This is a genomic window from Fulvitalea axinellae (genome assembly GCF_036492835.1).
Taxonomy (GTDB): domain Bacteria; phylum Bacteroidota; class Bacteroidia; order Cytophagales; family Cyclobacteriaceae; genus Fulvitalea; species Fulvitalea axinellae.
On sequence record NZ_AP025315.1, the window covers coordinates 419,909 to 445,732 of the forward strand.

The 25,824-nt window shown below is 44.6% G+C and carries 18 protein-coding genes and 1 pseudogene; 7 read left to right on the forward strand and 12 right to left on the reverse strand.

Annotated features, from left to right (window positions below):
• The first annotated feature begins 55 nt into the window (after nt 1–55).
• The gene (locus AABK39_RS20530) at nt 56–1,894 is read left to right on the forward strand and encodes a hypothetical protein (protein WP_338394818.1); all 1,839 of its coding nucleotides are present in this window, start codon (nt 56–58) and stop codon (nt 1,892–1,894) included.
• 2 nt (nt 1,895–1,896) lie between these two features.
• Here the strand turns inward: AABK39_RS20530 and AABK39_RS20535 are convergent, their stop codons facing one another.
• A complete protein-coding gene (locus AABK39_RS20535) occupies nt 1,897–3,336 on the reverse strand; it encodes a hypothetical protein (protein ID WP_338394819.1) in 1,440 nt (479 codons plus the stop codon).
• Nucleotides 3,337–3,705: 369 nt separating this feature from the next.
• Between AABK39_RS20535 and AABK39_RS20540 the strand changes: the two genes are divergently transcribed.
• Both AABK39_RS20540 and AABK39_RS20545 read left to right on the forward strand, forming a co-directional pair.
• The gene (locus tag AABK39_RS20540) at nt 3,706–4,173 is read left to right on the forward strand and encodes a hypothetical protein (protein ID WP_338394820.1); all 468 of its coding nucleotides are present in this window, start codon (nt 3,706–3,708) and stop codon (nt 4,171–4,173) included.
• 284 nt (nt 4,174–4,457) lie between these two features.
• Complete coding sequence (locus AABK39_RS20545) at nt 4,458–4,778, forward strand: transposase (RefSeq protein ID WP_338395066.1); 321 nt, start codon at nt 4,458–4,460, stop codon at nt 4,776–4,778.
• A gap of 60 nt (nt 4,779–4,838) precedes the next feature.
• On the opposite strand, the gene AABK39_RS20550 is transcribed toward AABK39_RS20545, so the two are convergent.
• The 4 genes and pseudogenes from AABK39_RS20550 to AABK39_RS20565 form a co-directional block, all read right to left on the reverse strand.
• Nucleotides 4,839–7,019: a DEAD/DEAH box helicase gene (locus AABK39_RS20550; RefSeq protein WP_338394821.1), complete on the reverse strand. Its 2,181-nt coding sequence runs from the start codon at nt 7,017–7,019 to the stop codon at nt 4,839–4,841.
• A complete protein-coding gene (locus AABK39_RS20555; RefSeq protein ID WP_338394822.1) occupies nt 7,016–8,338 on the reverse strand; it encodes an ATP-binding protein in 1,323 nt (440 codons plus the stop codon). Before AABK39_RS20555 ends, AABK39_RS20550 begins: the two co-directional genes overlap by 4 nt.
• Entirely contained in the window at nt 8,335–9,657 is a 1,323-nt protein-coding gene (locus AABK39_RS20560; RefSeq protein ID WP_338395067.1) for a tellurite resistance TerB family protein, read from the reverse strand. Before AABK39_RS20560 ends, AABK39_RS20555 begins: the two co-directional genes overlap by 4 nt.
• Nucleotides 9,658–9,735: 78 nt before the next feature.
• Nucleotides 9,736–10,152, reverse strand: a pseudogene (locus AABK39_RS20565) (TerB N-terminal domain-containing protein); the annotation flags it as partial.
• A 138-nt stretch (nt 10,153–10,290) separates the two neighbouring features.
• Here AABK39_RS20565 and AABK39_RS20570 point away from each other — a divergent pair.
• Entirely contained in the window at nt 10,291–11,787 is a 1,497-nt protein-coding gene (locus AABK39_RS20570) for an IS5 family transposase (protein ID WP_338394207.1), read from the forward strand.
• Nucleotides 11,788–11,801: 14 nt separating this feature from the next.
• Here AABK39_RS20570 and AABK39_RS20575 read toward each other — a convergent pair whose 3' ends face one another.
• The 3 genes from AABK39_RS20575 to AABK39_RS20585 form a co-directional block, all read right to left on the reverse strand.
• On the reverse strand, nt 11,802–12,212 hold the full coding sequence (locus AABK39_RS20575) for a TerB N-terminal domain-containing protein (protein ID WP_338394824.1): 411 nt from the start codon (nt 12,210–12,212) through the stop codon (nt 11,802–11,804).
• Between the two features lie 57 nt (nt 12,213–12,269).
• Nucleotides 12,270–13,142 (reverse strand): exonuclease domain-containing protein, encoded by an 873-nt coding sequence (locus tag AABK39_RS20580; protein ID WP_338394825.1) that lies wholly within the window; start codon nt 13,140–13,142, stop codon nt 12,270–12,272.
• 590 nt (nt 13,143–13,732) lie between these two features.
• Nucleotides 13,733–16,990 (reverse strand): glycoside hydrolase family 2 TIM barrel-domain containing protein, encoded by a 3,258-nt coding sequence (locus AABK39_RS20585; RefSeq protein WP_338394826.1) that lies wholly within the window; start codon nt 16,988–16,990, stop codon nt 13,733–13,735.
• Nucleotides 16,991–17,458: 468 nt separating this feature from the next.
• Here AABK39_RS20585 and AABK39_RS20590 point away from each other — a divergent pair, with 468 nt between their 5' ends.
• The gene (locus tag AABK39_RS20590; protein ID WP_338394827.1) at nt 17,459–18,976 is read left to right on the forward strand and encodes a glycoside hydrolase family 28 protein; all 1,518 of its coding nucleotides are present in this window, start codon (nt 17,459–17,461) and stop codon (nt 18,974–18,976) included.
• A gap of 193 nt (nt 18,977–19,169) precedes the next feature.
• On the opposite strand, the gene AABK39_RS20595 is transcribed toward AABK39_RS20590, so the two are convergent.
• The 3 genes from AABK39_RS20595 to AABK39_RS20605 form a co-directional block, all read right to left on the reverse strand.
• A complete protein-coding gene (locus AABK39_RS20595; RefSeq protein ID WP_338394828.1) occupies nt 19,170–20,246 on the reverse strand; it encodes a serine hydrolase domain-containing protein in 1,077 nt (358 codons plus the stop codon).
• A gap of 125 nt (nt 20,247–20,371) precedes the next feature.
• Entirely contained in the window at nt 20,372–21,451 is a 1,080-nt protein-coding gene (locus AABK39_RS20600) for an acyltransferase family protein (protein ID WP_338394829.1), read from the reverse strand.
• A 78-nt stretch (nt 21,452–21,529) separates the two neighbouring features.
• The gene (locus tag AABK39_RS20605; protein WP_338394830.1) at nt 21,530–22,120 is read right to left on the reverse strand and encodes an ankyrin repeat domain-containing protein; all 591 of its coding nucleotides are present in this window, start codon (nt 22,118–22,120) and stop codon (nt 21,530–21,532) included.
• A gap of 335 nt (nt 22,121–22,455) precedes the next feature.
• Here AABK39_RS20605 and AABK39_RS20610 point away from each other — a divergent pair, with 335 nt between their 5' ends.
• Together AABK39_RS20610 and AABK39_RS20615 are read left to right on the forward strand one after the other, a co-directional pair.
• On the forward strand, nt 22,456–24,570 hold the full coding sequence (locus tag AABK39_RS20610) for a helix-turn-helix domain-containing protein (protein ID WP_338394831.1): 2,115 nt from the start codon (nt 22,456–22,458) through the stop codon (nt 24,568–24,570).
• Nucleotides 24,571–24,689: 119 nt separating this feature from the next.
• On the forward strand, nt 24,690–25,070 hold the full coding sequence (locus AABK39_RS20615) for a glycosyl-4,4'-diaponeurosporenoate acyltransferase CrtO family protein (protein WP_338394832.1): 381 nt from the start codon (nt 24,690–24,692) through the stop codon (nt 25,068–25,070).
• A 104-nt stretch (nt 25,071–25,174) separates the two neighbouring features.
• Here the strand turns inward: AABK39_RS20615 and AABK39_RS20620 are convergent, their stop codons facing one another.
• Complete coding sequence (locus tag AABK39_RS20620) at nt 25,175–25,744, reverse strand: hypothetical protein (RefSeq protein ID WP_338394833.1); 570 nt, start codon at nt 25,742–25,744, stop codon at nt 25,175–25,177.
• Nucleotides 25,745–25,824: the final 80 nt, after the last annotated feature.

Consider the following 25,824-nt stretch of genomic DNA (forward strand, 5'->3'; position numbering starts at 1 on the left):
GCGTAAGGCTACAAAAGAAATCTCATTCCAAAGAATTCAATTTCACACAGAGCCTGTGTTTGTTTCCAAAAACAAGAGAAGAGCCACGCATCCGCATAACGGGGCTGTCACATCACAGCAATCAGGCCTTTATGTTTTACCCGCTACCGACTCGGTGATACAAGCCATGCTGATGTCGGGGACGGTGATGAGAAGGATTCACGGTTATTATCCTGGTAAAACAGGCATGATACCCTTGCCGAAGGTTACCCTCCAAGCCGGGCAACGGGTATTGCTTGACTATAATTCGAAGATCGAAAAAGGAGAAGACGGAGCGAAAGAAGTCTGGTGCCAAGCTTATACCGACGGAGTGTTTGACGACTTTTGGATAAACGAAAATTATGTGGAATGGACGCAGGCCACTGGCAATTCGTTTGAACAAATGATGAGAATGTTCGAGGAATGTTGGGATGGAAGCTTGATGAATAGACGTGATTTCGAATGGTTTTCTGGCCCTTTGCAAAAAAGCCTGTTTAACCATTATGGGCAATGCAAATGGCATAAGCCCGAATGCCATCAGCCGGGTCAGTTGAGGATAGCTCAAGAGTTGGTTAAAATTTTTCTGGCTAGGCCGAAAGAGAATGCCGGCCTTAAACAAAGCGGTGTGGGGTACCCGACAAAATATTATTCCCGTAGACAATTATCCTCACTCCGAGACTATTTGCCTTTATGTAAATTCTTTTTAAGAATAAGTGCTCAAGGAGGCGAAGGCACGTCTGCCAAAGTCCGGCCGTCGGCGGGAAGGGACGTGCCTTTTTGTTACGAAGTTTTTCTGAATGTCCCCGCCCAATTTCTGGTTGCCGTAATGACAGACTTGGTACCTCTACTGGATAACCTAAAAGAAGATTGTGGCGATATGGACATCGACTCCATATCGGTGGCCCCATTGAATGATTTGGCCAAACGGGCGGATAGTATTTGTATTAGCGTGAATTCGGAGAAGGGATTTGAAAGGGTAAAAGCGTATTTGATCGATTATATAGAAAAGCATGGAAGCCATTTTGTCGATGAGTCTTTGTGTTTGACCGAACGCTTCGCAAAGGGGGCCAGCTGGAGTCAAGATCCTGTGTTTAGTAACGTATGGGAAATGGACGAAGGGTTGCTGGCCAGCGTTTCCCGCTTCCTTGACAGAGTGCGTGACGCATTGGAAGCATACCATAGAAAGCCTCCGTTTTTTGATTTCAAAAGCCAGTCGTGGGCTGACTTAAAAAGGTTACACCAGAGGGTCTCCGAACAAATGGCTTCGGAAGAAAAGGGAGTTCAAATAAGCAAAAAAGACCTTAGGCAAATGGACAGGACGGCGGGCGTATTAAAGATTCAAGGTTTGTCGGAGCCCGTCACGGATTGGATGGATCATTTTGAACGATACGAGAAAAGTCTTTCAAAAGACAGAAAGACGTTCTTGGGACTTCGTATGGAAGCTTTGGCCCAATTGGCGGAAAAGAAATTAAGAAAACGGAACTTGGCTATTCGGACTTATATGCGCATCTGCGAACGTTTGGGGATAGACTTTTTTTATCCGTACCGGAATCTGCCCATTAAACCTTTTACCGATGACGATCTAGTAATAGTAAGCGAAGAACGTGAAGAAAGCGAATCCGTGGCCGGAGTTTCTGCGCCTGAGGCCCTGTTTCTTCCGAACATCGATTTTCCGGAGGAAGGCGAGGTGGAGTCAAGCGCAACAGCCAGTTTTGTTCCTGGACTCGGCAGAGAGATGACTACCTTCAGATCAGAACAGGAGGAGGCGATGGAATGCGTTCGGGATGCCCTGTCAAAAGCTTATATGCAAGTAGTAGCCGGTGAAGAAAGACAAAGGTTGAAGACCGAAAAGCCCGATCGGCCAAAACAAGAATAAAGTTAGCGTTTGGCTTCTACCCCAAACTTTTCATGAGGTTCCCCATATTTGTAATCTTCGCCCCTATTGAGTTCATACATATAGGCAAACCATTTTCTCAATTGTAAAATCACTGGTTCAATACCATGTACCACAGGCAGGCTTCTCATTTCGAAGATGGGCATTTCTTCATCAGTTCTCAGGTTTAAGTCCGTTTGCCTTCCCAAGCCACCAATGGATTCCAATCTGGGACGGGCGGATTTATCCGGGAAGTTTTTTTGCGTCAAATAGTCTATCTCCGGAATACTGCAGGCCCACATGCCACTGCTTAGTTTATCCAAAACTGTTGTCGGGTATTTGTTGTAGAAAACTCGGTCCCTATAAATTCCCTTCGCAAAGAAAGGCGCTTTTAAGTCTATAACTTTTGCGTCGCAAGCGGGCATTAATATCTCAGGCTCGGAATACATCGACCAGTCTGTTCTCTCTTTTTGGTAAACAGAAGGGGAACACATTAAATGGATCAATTCATCCCATTTCTCATGCCCTCTTCGTGAAAGATAAGTCCATTCGGTACTCGGTAATAGGTCGAACATTTTTTTGAAGTCCGTTCGGGCGAGTATCGTCATGAAGGCCTTCGCATATGCGCCTACGCCTTGGGTTCCTCTGATAAGGTATGCGGCAACAAGATTAAGCAACCCCTGAAGGTGAGGGCTTGGGCCACGGTAACGCAAGTCAGGATTCAATTTCCAGAATTGCCTTAAGGCCTCTTCCGCTATCAAAGTGGCTCTTCCTAATAAAATCAAATTCGCTCGATACCCATGCGCTGTATCGGATCCGATCTCTAAGCGCCCGGCTTTCCTACGTTCCGCCATTTCAAAGCTCTCATCGTCTTCACTCATGCCAAAGTCTTTGATAAAGGGCGATATCATACCCATTCGTACGCCTGAGGTTGCCTGAGCACGGATGCGTGCTCCTCTATGAAACATTAGTAGCGAAAGCAGGATTCTGTCTTTCACAATTCTGCCAAGCCCTTGTCTCTCAAAATCAATTAGAGTGATTATGGAAGGTGAAGTGTTTAAAATATGATAGAAACGCCTTAGCTGGCGAAAAAACACTGAAAGCTGATAAAACCCCTCATCGTCTTCCTCAAAAGGAATACTGACGATCTCTAAGGCAGAGTCTGAGGAATAGGAGCCTTCCTCGGCCTCAAGATCAAATAGGGGCGCCTTGAATAATTTGTCTCCTTTTGGTAAGATGTTTTTTTTGCCGTCTTCAAAACAAAGATGATCGTATGCCTTCTGATCGATGGATTGGCCTACTCTTATATTAAAAAATTCAATCTCAAAGCCTGTTTTGCATTGAATAGGAGCCAAAGAAAGCTTCGGAGGGGATTTAGATGCTTCTCCATGGTCGCCGTACGGAGACTTCTCTTGCTTTATCCCCTTTTTTTGATAACAAAACATGCTAAGAAGGACAATGAAGGTTTTTGTTTCCTTGTCCTGAAGTTCTTTTGAGCTCTAATGTAGTATGAGTAAATGATGACGTATGCACTTACGAGGGATATAGATCAAACAAAATGCTAGACTGTTCAACAGAAGCTATGTCTTCCATATTTGGCAAGCGTAATTTAAAAATATAGGATATTCGATTTTATAGGTGCTATTAAATTCAATGACCTGCGAACCCTGGTACAATTGCTCTAAAACCGTCTATTGTAATTTAAAGGAGCCTATTGATTACGTCTGTTATTTATAAGTATAATTACTGGTTGCTTTGGGGTATATTAGTAGTAAAATGGACGTCTATTATCGGCAGTTTAAACTAAAATTGAAATGAGAAAACTAACAGCTATCTCGGTACTTTTTGCGTCAATAATTTTTTCAGCTTGTAGCGCATTTACAGGTGAAGAAGTCGGAAGACTGCCTATAAACAAAATCAGTACTGATAACACGAATAAGTATATTCAAGAAACATCATTAAACCTTAAGAAGGGTGATGTGATTGCGATTTGGTCTGAAATGGATTTGGCTTTTAGGGGAAATTTAGACTTAAAATTCATAATTGAGGTTTTGAGGGACGGTGAAAAGCTAGATGGGTTTGAAATTGATCCATCAGATAAGAAAATGACTATTGGAGAGCTTAGAACTACGGTCTCAGGAGCCACAGATTGGAGTTTTTTAGGAAGACACAGAAAAATGTCTATCGAAAAAGATGGAAACTATACTTTCAAAGGAAAATTAGTTTCTTCGAAAAACTCATCTGTTAAAATAAAGAAAGCTGAAATTGTATTGAAAAAATAAATGATAAACGAAGCGAGCAATGTAACCCAAAAGCAATGAAAGCATTCAACTTACGTCAACCACCCTAAGGACAACAAGGAGACTCATCAAGAGAACGAGAAGTACTTTCCCTTAGCCTGAGAACCGTTATCCGTTTTTTTAAAGGTAGAGCTGTTTGGAAAAGAACGAGAATGGCGACTGGTCGAGGAACGGATTATTACGAAGAGTTCCTGCTCGAAGATGATCAACGCATTTGGGTTGATGAGCAAGAAAGGAAGACTAAATGTCTATTTTTTTAAGAGACTATCGATAGCGGGTTTGTTTTCGAGTGCGTAGACGATTTCTGCGAACGTCTGGAAAAGCTCACTGTCCTAGTTCTAGATAACGCCCCTTGGCATAAATCAGAACAAAAAGAGCGGTGGAGAGAAAGGGGGCTTTACCTGTTCTTTCTGCCACCGTATTCACCCCAATTGAATCTGGTTGAAATATTGTGGAACAAGATCAAATACGAGTGGCTCGAATTAAAAGACTACGCCACCTCCAAAACGCTAAAAGATGCTATAGTCAGTATTGTCAATGGCTTTATGACAGCTTATTGCATTTTAGTAGATGATCCGATCCGGTAAGTGCTTTTTACTAAATGTTTCGGGAGTCTTTTGGATTGGTCTTTTCTTTATGCATGAATACTACACGTAGAGTTGCTCCAAAAAATGTTTTGTAGCCTTCACATCAAAATATCGATTACCATAGCTGTTTATTAATAAATCATCAGGGACATATTCATCGTATTTTTCAATATGACGAACTCCTATTATTGACGATAACTTTGCATTCGTCCATTCACCCATTAGAATTGATGGATTTTTCAACAGATTCTCAATCTTATGTCGATCAACATTTTTTATTTCGATGATTCCATGAAAAGAAGAAACTTCATATCCTTTGGATCCAAAGATCATTTGCAGTGTTTTGACAATCTTGTCACTTGCCCATAAAACGAGGTATACATAGCCGTTTTCGTTGATGATCTTATTACGGGAAAGGTCATGCTTATTAAAGTATTCAAGACCTTCTTTGAAAAGATTCCGAGCGCTTGAATCCAGAAAATCCACCTTCGATCCGCCTATGTCGATTCTATAATCTCCCGTGTTGAAGATTTTATACATCTCGTCCCTGATCTTCTGGTGTAGTGGAATTGGGTCTCCGATAAACTTAGGGGGCACACCTCCTTTAGAAAGATTAACATAAACCGTTTTCTTCTCCTCATCTACATCATTTACTTTCCACCGTCTTCCGGCAAAAATAATATGCTGCCCCTTTGTAACAAGCGATTCGGTAGGCAGTGACCCTATCGTTTTCTCATTATTGACGACTCGATATTCTTCAGGGGTATTAAAGACCGTATAAAAGTTATAATTATTGACCAAACGTTCTCCTTCTATTCCTAGAACTAATTCACCATTATGCATTTGCTGGATTAGTTCTTTTTTCCCCATATGGGTTAATATCTTTTTGAAATCCGGAATGGTGACGTTTCCAAAGCTTCCCTTATCACACAATTGGTCAAAAATTTGAGCCGCTCTCGCTCCTCCCCACTGCGCTATCAATGCTAAGATTTGATGTACAAGTGTCGAAAAATGAAAGTGGCTTGATTCGGCAGGCTCATACCATTTTTCGACGATATATAATCTTATGATGGCTATAGATTGTAATAACCTCAACCTTAGTTTATCCCCGGGACTGGAAATATGGGATATTTTGTCTTCCGGAATAAGCATTCGAAGTACTGAAGGTGTCCCTCTTCTACCAGATCGCCCCATCCTTTGCCGTAGACTGGCGACAGAATGGGGTGGTGTTACTTGAATGACCGAATCGACTTTACCAATGTCAATACCCAGTTCTAGTGTCATCGTACATACGGCTGTAGTAGGCAAGTCTTCTTTCTGAAGCCTCTTTTCCAAGAACTCCCTCAGCTCTCGTGATAATGAACCGTGGTGTGGAAAAAACTCATTTGGGACAAAATTATTTTCGCATAAATCGGAGGCCCTAGCGGCAATATCTTCAGTGTTTCCTCTGCTGTTGGCAAAAACCAGATGCGAACCTCCCCTACATATGGCGTAGAGGTCCTGCAATGCATTTTCGTTTAATCGCTGCGCTCCCGGAAGGTCGTAATACCCTTTTACGACAAGTTGAAGTTCGGACTCTCCTTTCCCTTGTATAATCTCGCAAGGCATATTATAATTTTGCCTTAGTAGAGCGGGGGTATCATTAATGTTGCCTAAAGTAGCGCTTAAAGCGACCCTTGGTATAGGAAGATCTCGATCTTGAGCCAACGCATCAAGCCTATTCATAAGTGATGTAAGCTGTTGCCCTCTCTCAGTTCCTACAAAAGCGTGAAACTCATCTATGACAATATATCTCAGAAATGAAAAGGCCCTTCTAACCCACCCCATATCCTTAATCAAGCGAGCCTCCAATGACTCCGGCGTCATAAGAATAATGCCTGAAGGATTTTTCTTCGCTTTATTCCTCCTCGCTTGAGAGATGTCCCCGTGCCAAGGAACCACGTTCATGTCAAGCATCTCGCACAAACCTTCCAGTCTTCTGTATTGGTCGTTTATTAGTGCCTTTAACGGACTGAGGTAAAGGATGCCGAATCCTTCATCCTGATCTGCTATCTTAGTGCATGCTGGTAGGAAAAAAGCTTCAGTTTTACCTGAAGCTGTCGATGCGCTTATGACAACATCGCTACCTTCTTTTAATATCGGCCCAATTGCTTGCTCTTGTATATCCCTTAAGTTTTTCCACTTCTGCCTGTGCACCCATCTCTGAACTCGATGGTCTAATTGATTAAAGCCTATACTCATATTTTGAAGCCGGCTAACCCATCATTGTCTTTCTCTTCTCTTTCACTGATATCATCAGTGACCATACCGCTTGGCATCTCCTCTTTCAGATCTATGTCATTAATCAATGTCTTCCAATCGGTTGTTGGGTTCTGTTCTAGAACGGACAGTAAATCAATGAATTCTTTAATCGTGTTTCTAGGTGTTCTGAAATAAGCGTCTCCGATAGTCTGACTGCAGTGATGTAAGAACGCCCTTAAGGCTTCATCAGGTAAGAGGTAATTTCGAGCATCTCCGCTAGCGAAAACGTGAAGTAGGTTTCTTAATAGAATATATAATTCCTCGGGTGTCAGATTGGCTAGATGAAGAGCCGGTGAAGAATAGTCGATGACTCCAGCTTTTTGTGCGAATCCATTCTCTGCCAAACGTGTCCGCAAGGCTTCATAGCTATATAGCCCCCTTCTTGCGTCTAACAAAAATTCAGGCGTTCCCCCCAGTAAAAATCCAATGTGTTCCGCTGTTCCTTGTAGACAGTCATTAAGAATTCTCAGGATCTGCTCGTAATTGGTCGTTCTGGCTTGAGTGCTGTTAAGCTTGTAAAGGTTGACAAGCTCGTCAAGGTTTACCAATAAGCCGGTGTAACCCGCTTGTTTGATGAACAGGCTCATTAACTTCAATGAATCGTAAAACGAATTGTCATTGATGATATTCCGTACACCTAAATCTCTTCTGGCGTCCGTTTTCGTCGAATATTCAGCGCGCATCCAACGTATCGCATTGCTTTTCTTTAGCTCGTTATCTTCCTCATGACCTTCCCAATACGCCTCAATGACCTTGGCGAAATCATACCCCCCCACTAGTTCCGAAAGCTCTTTTAACCTTTCGTGTATAGCGTCGCTAATACTTGTGTTATTCTGTTCTGAATCCTGTCTGGCTAGCGTAATGAAACGCTCCACAATGCTTGTCATGGCATTGCCATCTGGCTTGCTTCGGGTCGAAATATTCCGCATTAATTCAGAATAAAGATTCCTGGCCTGTCCCGAAGAGGCATTAATTCTACGATCAGGAGATAAGTCCGCATTAATTGTGACCATCTTCTTCTCCAAAGCAATCGATCGGATCACACTCAGGAAGAATGTTTTGCCCGAACCGTATTCTCCTATAATCAATCTGAAGGTAGCTCCCCCATCTACAATACGATCGATATCCTGACATAGGGCTTTGATTTCCTGATTCCTTCCAACTTGTATATGTTGTATGCCAACCTTAGGTGTTACTCCCGATTTTAATGATTGGATTATTGCGTCCCGTTCTTTTGCTCTTATTCTTTTTGCTGTCATGCTAATTCTTTTAATTCTTTCGCTATTTCCATATCCACATAGATTTCTCCCTCATCATCGATGAGTGGGGCGTCGACCTGTTCATAGCTCCATTCATTTATTGATTCAATGCCTCCGTCAAGCATTAGTCCCAGTTTTTTGCAGAACTGATTGACCTCTTTCCTATCCCATGTTTCTTTTTCCACGAGGAATTGATATAACTCCCTTTCTTTCGGGGATAAACTATCAAATACCTGAGGTACGTCTTCTTGTAGTTCCGGCGTTTCCTCTTCTTCCTCTATGAAGATATCCGACAACAGCTTTTGAGCGTCTCGTGTCTCCGTTTCGTAATGATTGATTAGCTTATGGTCCAATTCGAATGTACCTGTATCTTTGGCTCCATCTTGAGATGATATACCACTACGATTTCTGGATGTAACCTTATGAATATCAGAGCTGACGGTAGTTTTGTCCAAGCCCAAAGCAGTGTATGTCTTCTCTATCTGCTTAATTTCACTAGGGTCTATTGTTCCGTCGGCCAAAGCCACTTCAATTAATATTTCACTGAATACCGATTTATCTTTTTGACTTAGATGCGATAATTTCGCTTTCAGGCCAGTCATGCTGATAGGTGTTTTTAGACGCCATTTCAAATATGCGTGCAAAGACCTTTTCTCGGTCGATGTCAGGTTATCATCTTCATCTACCAATTCTTGTAGAAACCTCATTTCCTGAGCGTCGACATCTTCGTCAGCGCTTGCGATCATGGCCCCTAGCCTGATCTTAAGTTCTTTCTGATAGAATAAATCAGACGGCTTAAAGAATTTGAGGTGCTTCTCATGAAATAATATTAGCAGTCCATCCATGGTCGGTTTCTCATGGTGGAATCTAGGGTCCGGAGCAAACCCGAAACCCAACCTGTCTAGGAGTTGCTGGATAAAGCTTATCTCTTTTTTATTAAGCTTCTGAGGAATATCTACTCCTGTTTGGCCCCATAAGTCCTTAATTTTCACCTCACCACCATTCTGCTTCGATATTTCATCAGTCGCCCAAGTTCGGAATTGATTCAGTACGGAAATATTATCACTATGGAAGAGTTCTTCGGGAAGTAATAGGATTCCTTCTATATCATCTTTAGAATTACCCTTTCGCCCTAAGTATCTGCTATATGGATCTAATGCGTCTTCACATTGGTCTGCGATGTTAAAGAGCTTGTTTACAGGTTTAGATAAGATGCTTGGATCTGGAAGGTCGGGGCTTGGTATGGTAATCCCTCTTAAACTTGGACTGGCGGGTCTGAATTCATAACGCAACTTGGTTTTATTAGGCTTGACTATCATGCCCTCTCCAAATGCATTGTCATACCTTATAGTAAATAAGCGTTTGAATTCCGCTTTGCATCGGTATGCGGGAGTTCTAAACGAATGATCGGGATGTTTCCTAATCCATGTAAACGCAAGCTCCGCAGGAATTGGTTTGCCTTCTGAAACGGTTTTCGATAGTCTATATTTGAACAATGGAGAGTAGTAAGGATACATTATTTCATCAACTTCAATGTTTATTATCTCCGGTGACTTTAAACTCACGTATTCTAAAAGGCTGTCAGAATAGCCTTTGAAAGAGTTATTTTCGCCATAAACCCGTTGAAGTCTCTGGATTTCTCCACACAATTGCTTATACTCTTCATCTGATACCTTCCCCTCAGTCCAGTCGATTAACAAACGCCTTTCTAAACCATAGAAATAAAGGAAAATATAGCTTATTGGCGTCTCGGGGTGGCTCCTTTTACCATTAAGCCATGAAAGGTAGGCTCCTCTCGCTTTTGGAGATAGATCCTTATAACAGGGTTTACTGAAAAAGTAAAAACCACAAGATTATCAGTGGATTAGGTAGCTTGTTTCCCTTTCCAAAGCACAGGGAATATTCGTAAATTGGCCTTAGAAAGGACTGAGAGCATTTTTTCCCTTGCACCTATGATCAAGACAAGTTCCTCGCAATTGAGTATAGAAGGTTTTTTGGACCCGGAAATAGGGCGCCTTAACCCGGAAAACAGATGGGTGAAGTTGGCCAACTCCATCCCCTGGGCGGAATTGGGTTTGGTCTACGAATCGAAAATGTCGACGGGCAAGGGCAGTCCGTGCAAACCGGCCCGGCTGGTCATCGGCGCGCTGATCGTGAAGCATAAGCTGAACGTTTCGGACGCCGAGGCGATAGAACAAATCAAAGAAAATCCGTATCTCCAGTATTTCGTGGGACTCGGCTCGTTCACCACGGAAAAGGCCTTTGACCCTTCGCTGTTCACGACGGTCCGCAAGCGGCTCGGGTACGGGGATTTTAACAGGATGAGTTCGCTTTTGCAACACGAGGGGATCCGTATTGCGGAGGGCGATCGGGATGAAGGGTCCAAAGACGGGCATTCCGGGGACGCCGAAGATGACAAGCGGGTTGTCTCCTGCGACGCGACGGTGGCGCCGCAAGAGATTCCATACCCCACGGACCTTGGGCTGTTGGCTACGGCGAGGGTGCAGTCGGAGAAAATCATCGACCTCCTTTGGCCCGTCGCCAGGGATTCCGGTTTATCCAAAAAGCCCCGGACTTACCGGGATAAAGCCCATAGGGAATATGTCGGGGCGACGAGAAAAAAGAGGAAAGGAGCCGAATTCTGGCGCGTGTGCGCACGCCGACAGCTGAATTATCTGGAACGGAACCTACGGCATATCGACAGCCTCATAGAGGCCAACAAGGGCGTTATACGCCTAAAAAGCAGGTTTTTGAAGATTCTGATGGTGCTTCACGAAATCGCCAGGCAACAGTCGCTCATGCTGGAGACCGGTGCCAACAGGGTGGACGGCCGCATCGTGAACGTCTTCCAGCCCCATGTCCGGCCGATAGTCCGGGGCAAAAACGGAAGCGACACCGAGTTCGGCGCCAAATTGTCCGTAAGCCTTCACGAAGGCTATTCCTATCTGGACAAGGCGCAATGGGACGCTTACTACGAGGGTGACGCGGAAGTGATCCGCGGGCACATCGACAGTTTCGGGGAGAGAAACCCGGAAATGAAGCTCGGCAAATTCGTCGGGGACAAGATTTACGGAAACAGGAACGCCCGGCAGACCATGTCCGGCGCGGGTGTGGAATTCGTGGGCTCCCCGTTGGGAAGGCCTCCCTCAAGTCCCGAAAAAATCAGGGAACGCAAGGAAAACCGGACGCTTCACCAACGGCACCGGAGCAGGGCGGAAGGAAAATTCGGGGAAGTGAAACGGGGACACGGATTGGACAAAATACAGGCAAGGAGAGCGGACACTTCGCTTTCATGGATCGCCTGCATTTTCTTCGTGTCCAACTTGAAAAGATTTCAGAGCGAAATCTTTTTTGACCTTGTTTTCCTGAGCTGGAAATACGGGATATGGCTTCAAGACGGCGAAAAGAAACAGGAAAAGACTGTCTGGCAAAATATCCTAGCTGGGTAGCCCTCTGGGCTTTTTCAGTAAACCCTATAACAGTTCCAATATCCTAAGCTGTCGTCTTCATAAAATTCATCTGCGATTTGAACCGATAACTTATTATCGATTAAAGAAGCTTCGGTTGAGTATTGATCGAAAGATTTTAGATAACTCCCATAGAAAAACAATCCCCCCGTAACTTCCTGACCTCCAATAATTCGTGTTTCTCCATATTTTACCCATTCCGCTTTTTTCCCTTTCTTTGGTTTGGCCTTTTTTCTTTCCTTCGAATAGTTATTCTCGGAAATACTGAAGGTGGACAATTCCTCCTCGGTGGTTTTATTCCATGTTCTTGAAGTCGGCTTCAACCTAGTATTTTTAGGTGTGGAGAATATCGATTTTAACACTCGATATAAAACGTAAAAAATTAAAATATAAACTACCGTAGACATCTCATTAGGCTTTCATGTATAAAAATTGAAATTGATCTCAAAAAGGTGGTCCGCTTATTAAACATGAACTCCTATCTTTTCCAAAAATTCACCTTCAAGCATAATGATAATTTCACTCCCTTCGGCATTATACTTTTCTATTTGTTTCATTTTTGAGGGACCAGGCTTCTTTCCCGTTATCACATAATTCGTTCGTTTGCTGATGCCTGTATCTATATCTGCTCCCTGTTTTTTAACCAGTTCGGCAGCGTCAATCCTTTTTATCGACTTCAAAACTCCTGTGAAGACAACTTTTTTGTCATAAAAAAAATCTTCCGGACTAGCCTGTGATAAATCCTTCTTGAGAATGTCTCCTTTTAAACGCTCCTCTGAATTACCGAATGGAACTCTATTGTCTTCTTTATCAGAGATATGTGCGCCTTCTTCGATTTCTCCTTTCAACAACTTCAAATAGATTTCAGCGCAAGCGATAGCATCGAATATTGCTTCATGATGGTTTTCCAAGCTTACTCCATACAATTCACAAAGCTTATCTAATTTTCCCCCTATCCGCTTTAAAGTACAATCACAGCTAAACATAGGAACTGGAAGTCCATAATATTTCAGGGTCTTTTCAAGACAGTCTACATCGAACATCGCATTATGGGCGACCAACAATTGTCCTTCGATATAAGGTGAAATATCTTCCCATATTTCCGGAAATATGGGAGAATTTCTGGTATGTAATGCATGTATTCCGTGTACGTTGGTATTCCAGTTGGAATATTCGTTTTTCGGAGGTTTTACCAGTTGTGAATATCGATGTACTATCTTGCCAGATTCAACTCTTACGAGCCCCACTTGACAGATGCTCCACCGAGCCCCAATTGCAGTTTCAAAATCTATTGTGGTGAAATCCATATCAATAAAAATAGTTTCAAAAGTTAACATTTGGTTATTGATGTTTTCATGTAGCCTAGTATGGTTTCAAAATGTGACTATTACGACGCCTCTTACGGGGTAAGTCTGTTACCCAAATGACTGTTTGGATCGTGAATGTAAGGCTACTTTCAAAAGTGTATGTGAAAGGAGTGTTATATCACTTCTGTGAAAGAAAGTGAACTTTCTGTATAAGTGCAATTCCATTTGATTTTTTCCCGCATAGTTTGTTAGATAAATTTTAGTTTTATACTATATATAAAATGAATTTAATGAAATAAGGTTATAGAATTGTTGATGTTACCCTTTCTCAATTTCAATGATTATTGCTTTTATAGACTTTGCGACTTTCATCACAATAAAGTAAACAAAACCTTACCCTACCTATTATGGCTGTCGGGTTTTGTTGGTTCTATATTGTTAATTATAAGGATGTTAATTTTAACAAGCCTAGTATGTGCACCTATCCTCCAAAACCTAGTAAGAATAAAATAAAACCACCAGAAGGTTCTTCGTTATTAAACTTTTAGAGAAAAATAAACCCCGACGCAACAAGAATGCATCGGGGTTTAATTTTTATTTGTGGTTTACAAATATTCTATTTAGAAAACTCTACTCTCCCCCGGCAAAGCCTCCAAGGCTTTTTTCGAAGGGTCTTTCAATACCGGACGGATGGTGAATCCGTAATGGTAAGGCTGGGCTTTGAGCTGGTATTTGTCAAGCGGCGCGGCTATGGCTCCCCAGCTGTTGTCGCCTCCTACACCCATTTGCAGGCCGTCAAGGTTTACGGTCAGGTCCGTGTCTGGCTTCAGGTCGTAGGTGTGTTTGGCTTTTTCAAGCGTCTCTTTGCTGTGCGGCCATACGCTGGTTTCCAAAAGGCTGTCGGCCACGAATACCACGCCTTTTCCTCTGGCGTCGGTCAGGGCCATCCAGCGTACGCCCGAGCGGTTGGCGTATTCTTGCGGACGAGTATAGGATACGGCGTATTTGTCCAAGCCAAGGGTAAAGAGTCCCACGTCGGCGCCACGGAGGCGGTCGATGTAGTTTTCTTGCGGGCCGCGGCCATACCATGTCACGTTGCGGTATTTGGTCGGCACTTTAAGGCTCGCCCCCAGCTTCGGCATATTCGGCAGTTTGTCGGCCGAAGGCGCGAAGTTTACGCTTATGCGGATGTCGCCGTTGGCGTATACCGAATAGCGGGTATTGTAGTTGGCTTTGCCTGAGGCAAGTGTACGCTTCACTTCAACGTCCACTTGTTTCGGGCTCACTTCCTTCACGTTTACGGAAGTCACCTCCCCTTTCGCTACGGCGTCTTTCCACAGGCCGAGTACTTTTGGCGTGCGGAACCCTCGATCCTCGTTATCGGTAGGCGCGCGCCAGGTTTGCGGGGTCAGCGGTGCGCTGATAAGTTTTTCCCCTTTGTAGACCATCTCCTTCAGGGCGCCGGTGGTGTTGTCGAAGCGGGCCGTGAAGTTTTTAGCCTTTACGGTGATGTCTCCGCCTTGGCGGTCTACGCTCAGGGCCGGATATTTCTTCAGGTCAAGCGTAGGCAAGGCCGTTCTTTCGCCCATAGAGAACTGGTTGGCGGCCACTTCGTGTCCTTTGTTCGCCCATTTCTTGTCTGCGGTAAGGTGGGCGCTTAGGCGCAGGAAGTATTCCGATCCTGGCTCTTTGGCAAAAGCTTTTGCAGGTATAGTTACCTGAGCGGCTTTACCGGCCTCGGCGCGGAGTGTAGGCAATACGCCCGACTGAACTGTCTTGCCGTTTTGCTGAAGCTCCCAACGCAATTGGAATTGGTCAAGGTCATTGAAGAAATGGCGGTTGCTTACTTTATAAAGGTTAGTCTCGGCGTCTACCTGCACAAACTCTATAGGCTGGAACACCCGCTTGCATTCCCACATGGCGGCGTGCGGCGTTTGGTCGGCCGCTATCAGGCCGTTGAGGCAGAAGTTGCCGTCGTTGGGCTTGTCGCCGAAGTCGCCGCCGTATGCGTAGTAGCTTTCGCCCTTATCGTTTTTGGTCAGGATACCTTGGTCCATCCAGTCCCAGATAAAGCCGCCCGCAAGGTTTTTCTTTTCGCGAATATGCTCCCAGAATTCGGCCAAGTTGCCCGTGGAGTTACCCATAGAGTGCGAATACTCACTCATAATGATCGGGCGGCCACTACGGTCTTGCTCGGCCAAAGCTTTAAGCTGATAGTGCTTAGGGTAGAATCGGCTAAGCATATCCACGTATGGAGGATCTGTAGGGTTGGCGCCACGCTTGCCCATCAGCTCGTTGTATCCGGGATCGTCTTTTTCCAGATTGTCCGGGTGCTTGCTGTCGCCTTGGGCGCTTTCGTAATGAACCAGACGCGTGATGTCGTAAGTATGGATCCATCCGGCCATGGCGCTGTGGTTCGGTCCGTCGCCGGATTCGTTGCCCAAAGACCAAATGATTACCGAAGGGTGGTTCTTGTCGCGGTGTACCATGCGGGTGGCGCGCTCTACCATCGCTCCGGCCCATTCGTCCATAAAAGAAAGCTTGCAGCCTACGCCGTGCGATTCGAGGTTGGCTTCGTCTATCAAGTAGATGCCGTATTCGTCGCAGAGGTCGAGCCACATCGGGTCGTTCGGGTAGTGCGAGGTACGGATGGCGTTGAAGTTAAAACGCTTCAACAGCTCCAAGTCGCGAACCATTTCTTCGCGGGTTACGGTTTTGCCACCCGTCGGGCTATGGTCGTGGCGGTTGGCGCCGTACAGCAATATTTCCTCGCCGTTGATCAATATTTGCCCGGAGGGCGATACCTCAATCTTGCGGAATCCGATACGCGAGCTTTTCGCTTCGTGCGTTTTCCCTTCGTTGTCGATTACGCTTACCACTAAGGTATAGAGGTTAGGCGTTTCGGCCGACCATTTTTTAGGGTTGAAGATCTTGGCTTCCAAAAGACCGAAGCGCGGATTGTCGCGGTAAGGCCAGTATTCGCGGATGATCTTGGTGAGCGGAAACTCCATACGCTCGTGCGGAACGGGCTTGCCTTCTGCGTCGAAGAGTTTGGCTTCGAGCTTCCAGCCTTTTACGTCGCGGCCTTCGGGCACGTTGATGCGCGGACGGATACGGAGTGTGGCGTCTTCGTAGTTTTTGTCCAGATCGCCGCGGGCGAAGAAATCGGTAAGGCTTACTTCCGGCTCGGCCAACAGACGCACGCTACGGTGGATGCCGCTCAGGCGCCAGTGGTCCTGATCCTCAAGGTAACTGCCGTCGCTCCAGCGGATCACCTTTACCGCCAGACTGTTCTTTCCTTTTTTCAGGTATTTGGTGATTTCGAATTCGGCGGGCAGGCGACTTCCTTGGCTATAGCCCACTTCCTTGCCGTTGACCCATACGTAGCAGGCCGAGCTTACGCCGCCAAACTGTAGGGTTATGCGCATACCGTCCCAAGTGGCGGGCACTTCGAATTCGCGGAAGTACGAGCCCACGGCGTTGCCGTTCATCGACTCGTCGATGTATGGGGGCTTAGCGGGGAAAGGATAGCGGGTATTGGTATAGATAGGTTGTCCAAAGCCCTGGATCTCCCAGTTGCCGGGCACCTTGATGTCGTCCCACCCGTTAATGTTTCCTTTTTCGAAACCTACGGGCGCCTTGTCGGGTGTGGTGGCGTAACGGAATTTCCAAGTGCCGTCCAGACTAATGACGCGGTCGCTGGCGTCGGGCGTTACGGCCAAGGCGCTTTGTACATCTTTAAAAGAATACATTGTGGCGCGGGCGGGCTCTTTGTTGATACCCGTCACGCGTGGGTTTTCCCAGTCGTGTTGTTGCTTGAACTGCCCGTAGGCGGGAGCCAGGCTTAGCAGCGCAAGTAAGGTTAGCAGTCGTCTCATCGTATTTGAAAAAGTTTATCTCGACCCCAATTAGGCGTATAGTTCCGCGAAAGGCAATACCCCGGATGTCTTTAGGACGAAAACACCTCAAATAAAACGTCCCACCCTCCCGTTATATCGCATATTTGAGACGATACGCCCCCTTGTCGTTTACGGTTAACGTTTTTGTTATTTGGTACCAGTGTTTTTGGTACGCGTAAACGGGAAGGTTCCCGGTTTTTCGCTTTGTCTTTTTTCGATAAATGGGATCGGTGCCGGAGGATTTATTGTTCTCAAAAATGGGTGTAATTTGTCCAGAGGCCTATTTTTATGTATATCTATCGGTCAGGACGGATTTTATTGGAGGATTGAGTCTGAGGTATTAGGTAAAGGAACGAAAAAGCACCTTATGCCTAAGACCAGAGACTTAGTGCTACCCCAGGAAACATAACACTCTCGCCCCGCTCCCTGCCCATTTGAAAACTATTAATGCCAAAGAGAGCAATGTCGAATTTAAGAAGAGCCGTAATGGCCGTAATTTGCGCCACGATTTTTTGGGCCTGTGGCGCCGACAAACAAAAGGCGGATACGGGCCAAACCGCTAAGGTAATCGAGCAACAGACCCCGTGGGGTTTGGAACGTTTTGTATTGCCCGAATTTCCCGACCGGATTATCGCCATAACAGAAATGGGTGCCGACACCGCATCGGCGAATAACCAGAAGGCCATACAAAAAGCAATAGACTTGTGTTCCGAAAAAGGCGGAGGCACCGTGTCGTTGCCGGCGGGTGTTTGGAGAACGTCGTATTTGGAATTGCGGGACAACGTGAATCTCCGTTTGGAAAAAGGCTCAGTTCTAAGCTTCAGTGACAATCCGGATGACTACGCCGTTCCCACTTTTACCCGCTGGGAAGGAATGGAATGTATGAACTACCATCCTTTGCTCTATGCGAAAGGCAAAAAAAATATAGCCATAACGGGCAAAGGCCGTATCGAAGGAAACGGAAAAGCTTGGTGGCATATGGCAAGAAAAGGGAAAAAGATCACTTTGCCGAAACTATATACTCAGGCGCTTGAAGGCGTTGCGCCCAAAGACCGAAACTGCTTGGAATATGAGGAAGGTTCGTTCCTTCGTCCGTCAATGATACAGCTGATCAATTGCGAAAATATACTGGTACAGGGCATAGAGATCGGTTCTGGCCCGATGTGGACCACGCATTTCGTTTACTGTAAAAATGTGGTGGCCCAAAGGCTGAAAGTCCGTACCAACGGCCATAACAACGACGGCCTAACGCCTGACTCTTGCGAAAAGATGTTGATTGACGATTGCGATTTCTCTACTGGAGACGATTGTATAGTGATCAAATCCGGACTGAACGAAGACGGTTGGCGAGTGGGCAAACCGAGTAGCAGAATAGTGATCCGTAATTCGAAAACCAAGCGTGGCCACGGCGGCGTGGTGATTGGCAGCGAAATGTCCGGTGGCGTAAACAAAGTATACGCCCTGAACTGCGACTTTGGCGGAACGGACCGAGGCTTGCGAGTGAAATCGATGAAAGGGCGCGGTGGTGTGATTGAGGATATCTGGTTTGAGAATATCCAGATGAAAAACATCAGGCGAGAGGCCATTATGCTTAATATGCGTTACGGTTCCAGCTCCACCCCTCCCCGTGGCGACAAGGTTCCGGTATTTCGCAATTTCAATTTCAAAAACATCGTTTCCACCGGTTCAAAACACGCTGTTCGCGTAGTAGGCCTGCCGGAATCCAATGTCGATGGGATGAACTTTGAGAATATGCGACTGCAAAGCAAAAAAGGTATAGAGGTATCGGATATTTCGGATTGTGTATTTGACAGTCTGGAATTGAAGGCCGAAACACCATCACTAATACACGTAAAGGATGGAAATAACATTGCGGTTAAGCGTCTTTACGGTAGCGTTCCGGTTTCTGAGGCTCTACTTATTAGCGGAGAAAAGAATAAGGATGTTAGGATTGTGAAGGACTAAGTATATGACAAAAATGGCCATTCAGATTATTGCTTGGTTTTGAGTGACTAATTCTATATGGGCAATAATCTGAAAACGGTCTAGGGCCGAGTGTAGCGAATCTACACTCGGCCTTTTTTATGACTCTTTGAGTCAGGTCACTATGATTTTCTCCAAGCGATTTTTATACTCTTATCTAGCGTTTATAGAACTACTAAAACTCCTTTCGAAGGAATTGCTCCATAATCTGAATGCGTTGTTCGCCTTTGTCTTGCTCGTTGCTCAACAGAATAACGATGCCGTTGGATTCCGGAACTAGCATCAGTAGGCTGGTAAAGCCATTGACGTCGCCACCGTGATGATATATTTTTCGGCCTTCGAAGTTAAGCGTAAACCAGCCGGCCCCGACGGTGTTGACTCCATGCGTTTCGTGTTTTTCGGCGAATATTTCGCTTTTTTCCGCTTGCGTAAAGTAATCACCAAGGAAGGCTTTTCCCCATTTCTCAAGATCAGTAATATTGCTTTCCATTTCCCCCGCACTGTATGCGATATCCATTCTGTAACTGTCGGCCTTAGCGTCTTGGTTATATCCTTTAGCGCGATTGTCGCTTTGGATAATGTCAGGGCTTTTCCCCGTGTTTTGAAGGTTTAGTGGCTCATATATTTTCTTATGCAAATACTCTTGGTATGTCATGTCCGTAAGTTCTTCGATGAGCATACCGAGAATATAGAAATTGGAGTTGCAATAAGAAACGTATTGGCCCGGAGTGAATTCAAGACCCTTTTCTTCTGTAAGCTCAAAAATCAGTTCGAGGATTTCGTCTTTGTCGAGCTGTTGCCCCTTTTTATCATACTCTCCAACAATAGTGGAATACTCCGGTATGCCCGATTGGTGTGTCAATAAATGACGGATCGTTATTTTATCTCCATGTGGGAAGGTTTCGTCGAAATCGCTGAGCTTTTGGTCTAGGCTTTCGATCAGTCCGTCACGTTTCAGGTTCATTATCGCAGTTGCGGTGAATGATTTCGTCACCGATCCGATTCTGTATATAAGCGAAGGGTCGTTCGGAACACCGTTCGCTTTATCCGCCATTCCAAAGCCTTTTCGCAGTATGTCTTGGCCATTTTTGTGGATCAGTACGCTTCCCGAATATCCGATGTTATTCAGATATGCCTCCGCCGATATGTAATTATCATCTGGCTCCGTTTCGTCGTTATTCGAGCAGGCTGTCATCATCAAAAGGAAAAATCCGAGGATAAGGAATGGGAGTTTATTGGTTATCAGTGTCATAGTTTTAAATTTGGTGTTTAGGTCTCAGGTGTTAAGTGTTGGGTATTGAATGTGAAGTATTGGGCGTATAGGTTATAAGAGGCAAAGTATTTAAGACCTTATACCTAATACTGCGTACCATTTTTTCATACCGTCACTTCCTGAGCAGTGGCTTTAATTTTCTTTTTCCACGAGAGCCCGAATAATGGCCTTAGGAAAGAGAGTCTTTTGAGTAGGAGTTCATAGCCAAGGAAGCAGAAAAGGAATGTAAATATCGTTATGGCTATGAACTGTTGGAGCGGAGTAAGTTCAAGTGGAAGCATGATCCAAGCTCCGGCGTAAAGGGCGACCATATGGATAATGTAAACGGGATATACCGCCGGGCTGAGGTAGCTCAATAAGGCGCTTGGTTTGTTGAGATTTTGATGGGCTAAACCGAATACGCCGAGGACCCAGCAGTTGGATTCGAAGCTGGTGAGATACATGTTTGAGATAGATTCGTAGCCTGTGAATCGAAGGATGAACAGCGCTGTGGCAATGCCGATGTAGAGCCATTTCCATGTGGTCACCGTTTTCCAGAAGTTTTCGCCGCTGTACATGAATATATAGCCGAAGTAAAAAGCGATCAGTCCGATGAAGAATCCGTGGGTGGTCTGGGCGTACAGTTCATAGAGCTGTGGTTTTACTAGGCCTACTTCCAACAGAAAGAAGCCCGACATAATGAACGGGCCCAAGACATAGGACATTACCTTGGCCAGTATTTTTTTGAATTTGCCGTTTTCTAGTTTATTCATAAAATAGAATATCGGCGAAAGCAAAAGTACATAGGCGAAGATATTGCCCAAAAACCACAGGTGCCCGGCGTTTGGTATATAGCTGAAGGGCATGTTGTAGTATTTCTGAAAGATCAGAAAATGCAAAGGGCATATTGCCAATGCGCCGAAAATGAAGGGCAACAGGATTCGTTTAGCCCTTTCGAGTAGGAGCTGTTTGATGTTTCTTTTCCCCATCGCGAAATGGACGCCCATGCCCGACACGAAAAAGAGCAACGGTATGCGCCAGATGTTGAGCATTCTCATCGGTTGCCAGAGGCTTTCCATGGCTTCATCGCTTTTGATGAAGCCGATAAACATCGCCCACGGTTGAAATATTATGGCGATATGGTAAATAAGTAACAGGCCGATGGCTATTACCCGCAACCAGTCGATGTCGTATCTTCTTTCCATTTTTGTGATAGTACAAAGTTGAGAGTCAAGCGTAAATAGACCGCTCGGATAGTCATTTAATATCTTTAGAATGTTGGCTTATTGCAACATCATGGCCACGATGGTGCGTGATTTTTCAAGCTCTTTCAAGTCGAGTGTGAAGCCCATTGGTGTGAGTTGTTGTATGAGCATCTCGTAGGTCGGTTTCATGTCGGCGAATTTTCCTAATACCGTTTGTCTCGGTGTCGCTCCGTAATTGTTTTTGACGGTTTTGTCGGCTTTGGCGTCGATGAGCATTTGTACGATTTTGATACGTCCGAAAAATGCAGCGGTATGCAGGGCCGTAGAGCCGTCGTTGTTTTTTACGGAAAGGTCCGCCCCGGCGGCGATAAGCGCTTTGGCAATTTCGGGTTTGTTAAAGGTCGCCGCCGAGATCAAAGGAGTGGCGCCACTCATGGGTTCTTTTTGGTTGATGTCCGTTCCGGCTTTGATGTGTTGTTTCACGGCCTCGAGGTCCCCTTTTATTACGGAGGTCTGAATGTCGTCTTTCGGCTTCTTTACGGTCTTCTCGATTTTGACAGGTTTGCTTGACTGTTCCTTTTTCGCATTTGCGCAAGCGCTGGTGAAAAAGAGAGCGATGAGGATAACCGGGAGAGTCATTTTGAATGGGTTCGTGTTAAGCGTTTTCATGTCTTGAAATTTTTGTAGTTAATAATCCGTTTGACTTTTCACAAAGGTGGGATCAAAGTGGTTTTAGGCGTTAATCGGTATGAAGCGGGATGCATCAAGTTTGGGGAATCGATGAAAATTATGCGTCATGAGTATTAATTATGACGCAAAAGGCTGTTTTTAAATTCGTGAAGCTTGAAAAAATCAAGTGTTCAGATAATGCTTCAAAGGGCGTTTTAGACTTATAGGAATGGGTTTACGATGCGGTTTACTTTATCTTTTTGCCGGATACTCTTTGCATATTGCCCTTAATCTTATATCCTTTACGCTTTAATGTCGAGAAAGCGAAAAAGAATATGTCCGAGACGCCTTTAAAAGGAGATTTCATAAAGCGGGCCGAGGCTCTGGTATTGGAGCATTTGGCAAACGAGCAGTTCGGAGTATCCGAATTGGCGGATCTCATGCATATGAGCCGTTCGAATCTGTTGCGGAAGGTAAAGAAGCATTCCGAGCTTTCTGCCAGTCAGTTTATACGTCAGGTACGGCTTCGCAAAGGCATGGAGCTGTTGGAACAAACCGAATGGACGGTGGCTGAGATTTCAGATAAGGCCGGCTTTGGTAACAGTTCTTATTTCATAAAGTGTTTTCGTGAGCAGTACGGCTACTCGCCAGGTGAGGTGAGAAAAAGGGAGCCTGAAACGGTGACGGTCGTGGAGTCGAAGCTGGCTGAAGAGCCTTTAGCGTCGCAGGAGACTGAACCGAAAAGCTTTCGTTTGACTTATCTCGTGGCGATTTTGGTTGTTGTTATATTTGGATTATTCTTTTATTTTAATAATTCGAAATCATCTTCTAATGATGAGGGGCGTGTAAGTAAGAAGTCCATCGCCGTTTTGCCTTTCAGGAATTTGAGCAGTGACTCTACGAACCTTTATTTTGTGAACGGTTTGATGGAGTCGTCGATAAACAGCCTGCAGAAGATTGAGGACTTGAGAGTGGTCAGCAGGACTTCGGTGGAGAAATTCCGTAATGCGGATATGACGATTTCGGAAATCGCCGAAGAGCTTGACGTAAACTATCTGGTGGAAGGCAGTGGCCAGCGTGTCGGGGACCAAGTGTTGCTGAATATACAGCTGATCGACGCCGGGAATGATACTCCTGTTTGGTCGGAGCAGTATAATCATCAGGTCGTAGATATTTTCTCCCTGCAAAGGAGCGTGGCCAAGAAAATAGCCAGCGCTATTCAAGCCAAGGTGACGCCCGCCGAGTTGGAACGTATTGAGAAGAGGCCTACGGAGAATTTGGAGGCTTATGATTTTTATCTTAAGGCGCAGGATTTGTATCAGTCCAGAACCAAAGAGGGTTTGAACGAGGCGATTCCGCTTTTTGAAAAAGCTATAGCGCATGATCCGCAGTTTGCCTTGGCGTATTCGAAACTGGCCATTACGTATTATTATCTCGATATGCATCAGGTTGAAAAACAATACACCGATGTTATCAATCAGAATGCGGACAAGGCATTATTATATGATTCGAGATCGGATATGAGCTTGATAGCCAAGGCGCTTTATTATATGCATAAAAAGGAATTTCAATACGCTATTCCGCATTTGGAAAAAGCTTTGGAATACAATCCGAATTCGGCTTTTGTGGTGAATATGCTGTCGGATATTTATGCCCGCGCCGAACCGAATACGGCTAAGTATCTGAAATACGCTTTGAAGGGAATCCGGTTGGATATCGCCGCCAATGATTCCATCGGCAAGAGTTATATCTATCTGCACTTAAGCAACGCTTTTGTCCAGAACGGATTTGCCGAGGAGGCTTTGAAGTATATAAATCTGTCTTTGGCGTATAATCCCAAGAATGAATACTCGCCTTATCTGAAGGTTTTTATTGAATACGCCGGACATTTGGATATGAAAAAGTCTACGGTGGCGCTTATTGAAATATTGCAAAAGGATACCACCCGCTTGGATATTATGCAGGAGGTGGCGAAGTTTTATTATTTTCAAGAGCGGTATGACAGCGCCTATCATTACTATAAAAAGTTTGTGGACAGAAAGCGGGAATACGGCTTGAATATGTATCCGCATGAGAACCTCAAAATTGGCTTGGTATACGATAAAATGGGGTATGCGGAACAGGCGAAGATTTTTTATAAGGAGTATGCCGATTATTGCGAAAACGATAAGTCTATTTATAAATCGGCGAGCATAGCCTCGAAGTTGGTGCATGAGGGGAAATACGACGAGGCGATGGAGCAACTGAAGGTGTTCGCCACCAAGAGTGATTACCAGTATTGGTTGTTGCTATTTTTGGAAAAAGATCCACTGTTGAAACCGTTGTTGAAGCATCCGGAATTTACGCCTACTATCCAGAAAATCAAGGACGGATTTTGGGAGAACCATGAAGAGATTAGGCGGTCTTTGAGGGGTTCGGATTATTTATTAGGAAAGAAGAAGGAGATTTAGTCCTATTGAGTTAGTGTTCAGTTAATCAATAAAAGTCGTTTATGCTTAAGTATCTATTTTTAGGTTTTTCGATCAGTTTAGGGTCATGGATTTTTGGGATGTTGTTCAATGCTATTTTTATGAAAACGAAATACTATGACAGGTTTTCAAATCTGAATTTTATTAGGAGCAGAAGTCTGAATAAAATCATGGGAATCGAATATTTCAGATGGATTATCAAGAATAGCTTTTTTAGGTTTTTCAATCAGAAGATTAAGCTCGAAAATAAGAGCGTAGACTTGAATGAGATCAGGAAGGAGATGACTATCGCAGAAGTGAGTCATTTGATCGCTTTTCTGCTTGTGAGTGTTTTCGCCGTATATAAGTCCCTTTCTGATGGAGTAATGGCTGGAATGTTGATTTCTGTTGGGAATGTGCTGTTGAATTTATACCCTTCTCTGTTACAACAGGAGAATAAAAGGCGTTTGGATAGGTTGATTAAAAGACAGGCTGGTTTGTGACTTTTTGAAGGCCTAAATAATAAGGTTCTGTGGGTATCAATAAATGTGTATTTGATATTCGCCCATATTTGTCGTGAAAAATTGATTGATGAAATAGGTTTTGGTTAAGGCTTAAAAATTTCAACTTCGGTGTTTAGGTATTCCTGACCAAATTCTTTGATGATCATACTGTCACACTCTTGCTCTGTTAGTAAGCTATTGAAATGCTCTCCTATTGTAATCGGACGATTTATGATTGTTTTTAATTGTTCCGTTAGTCTTGGAGAATGTGTCGCAATTAGTGAAGAGAGGTTATGAATTGTTGTGATGGTTTCTTGACCGTCGTCATAAAATCCGCATGCTAGGTCAAGGCAAACTCTAAATATCCAACCAGAGAGGTTAGGTGCGTATAGTGTGGCTTCATGGAAGAGTATCCAGATGATTACCGTTCCGTTTTTTGTATCTAAAAACCATATAGCGTCTTCATGGCAAAGGCCCAAGATCATCAGTTCATCTCGAGGTGTTTCGCCGTCGAATTCATAGTTGTCCTTGTCTAAGATTTGGCTAGGCTTGAGCCAGGCTAAATAATCTGATGCGTTGTACTCTTGGTTGTAGGGGACGTTTTGGCTTATCCACTTTTTATAAAGCGAAGGCAGTGCGCCGAATTTGTTTTCTATTTCTGAGTGGGGTGACATTATTCTATTTGATTTGTGGTATATGGTTTACGTTCGTCGAGTTTGAGTGATGTTTTCATTGTCAAATTTAGTGATTTTTA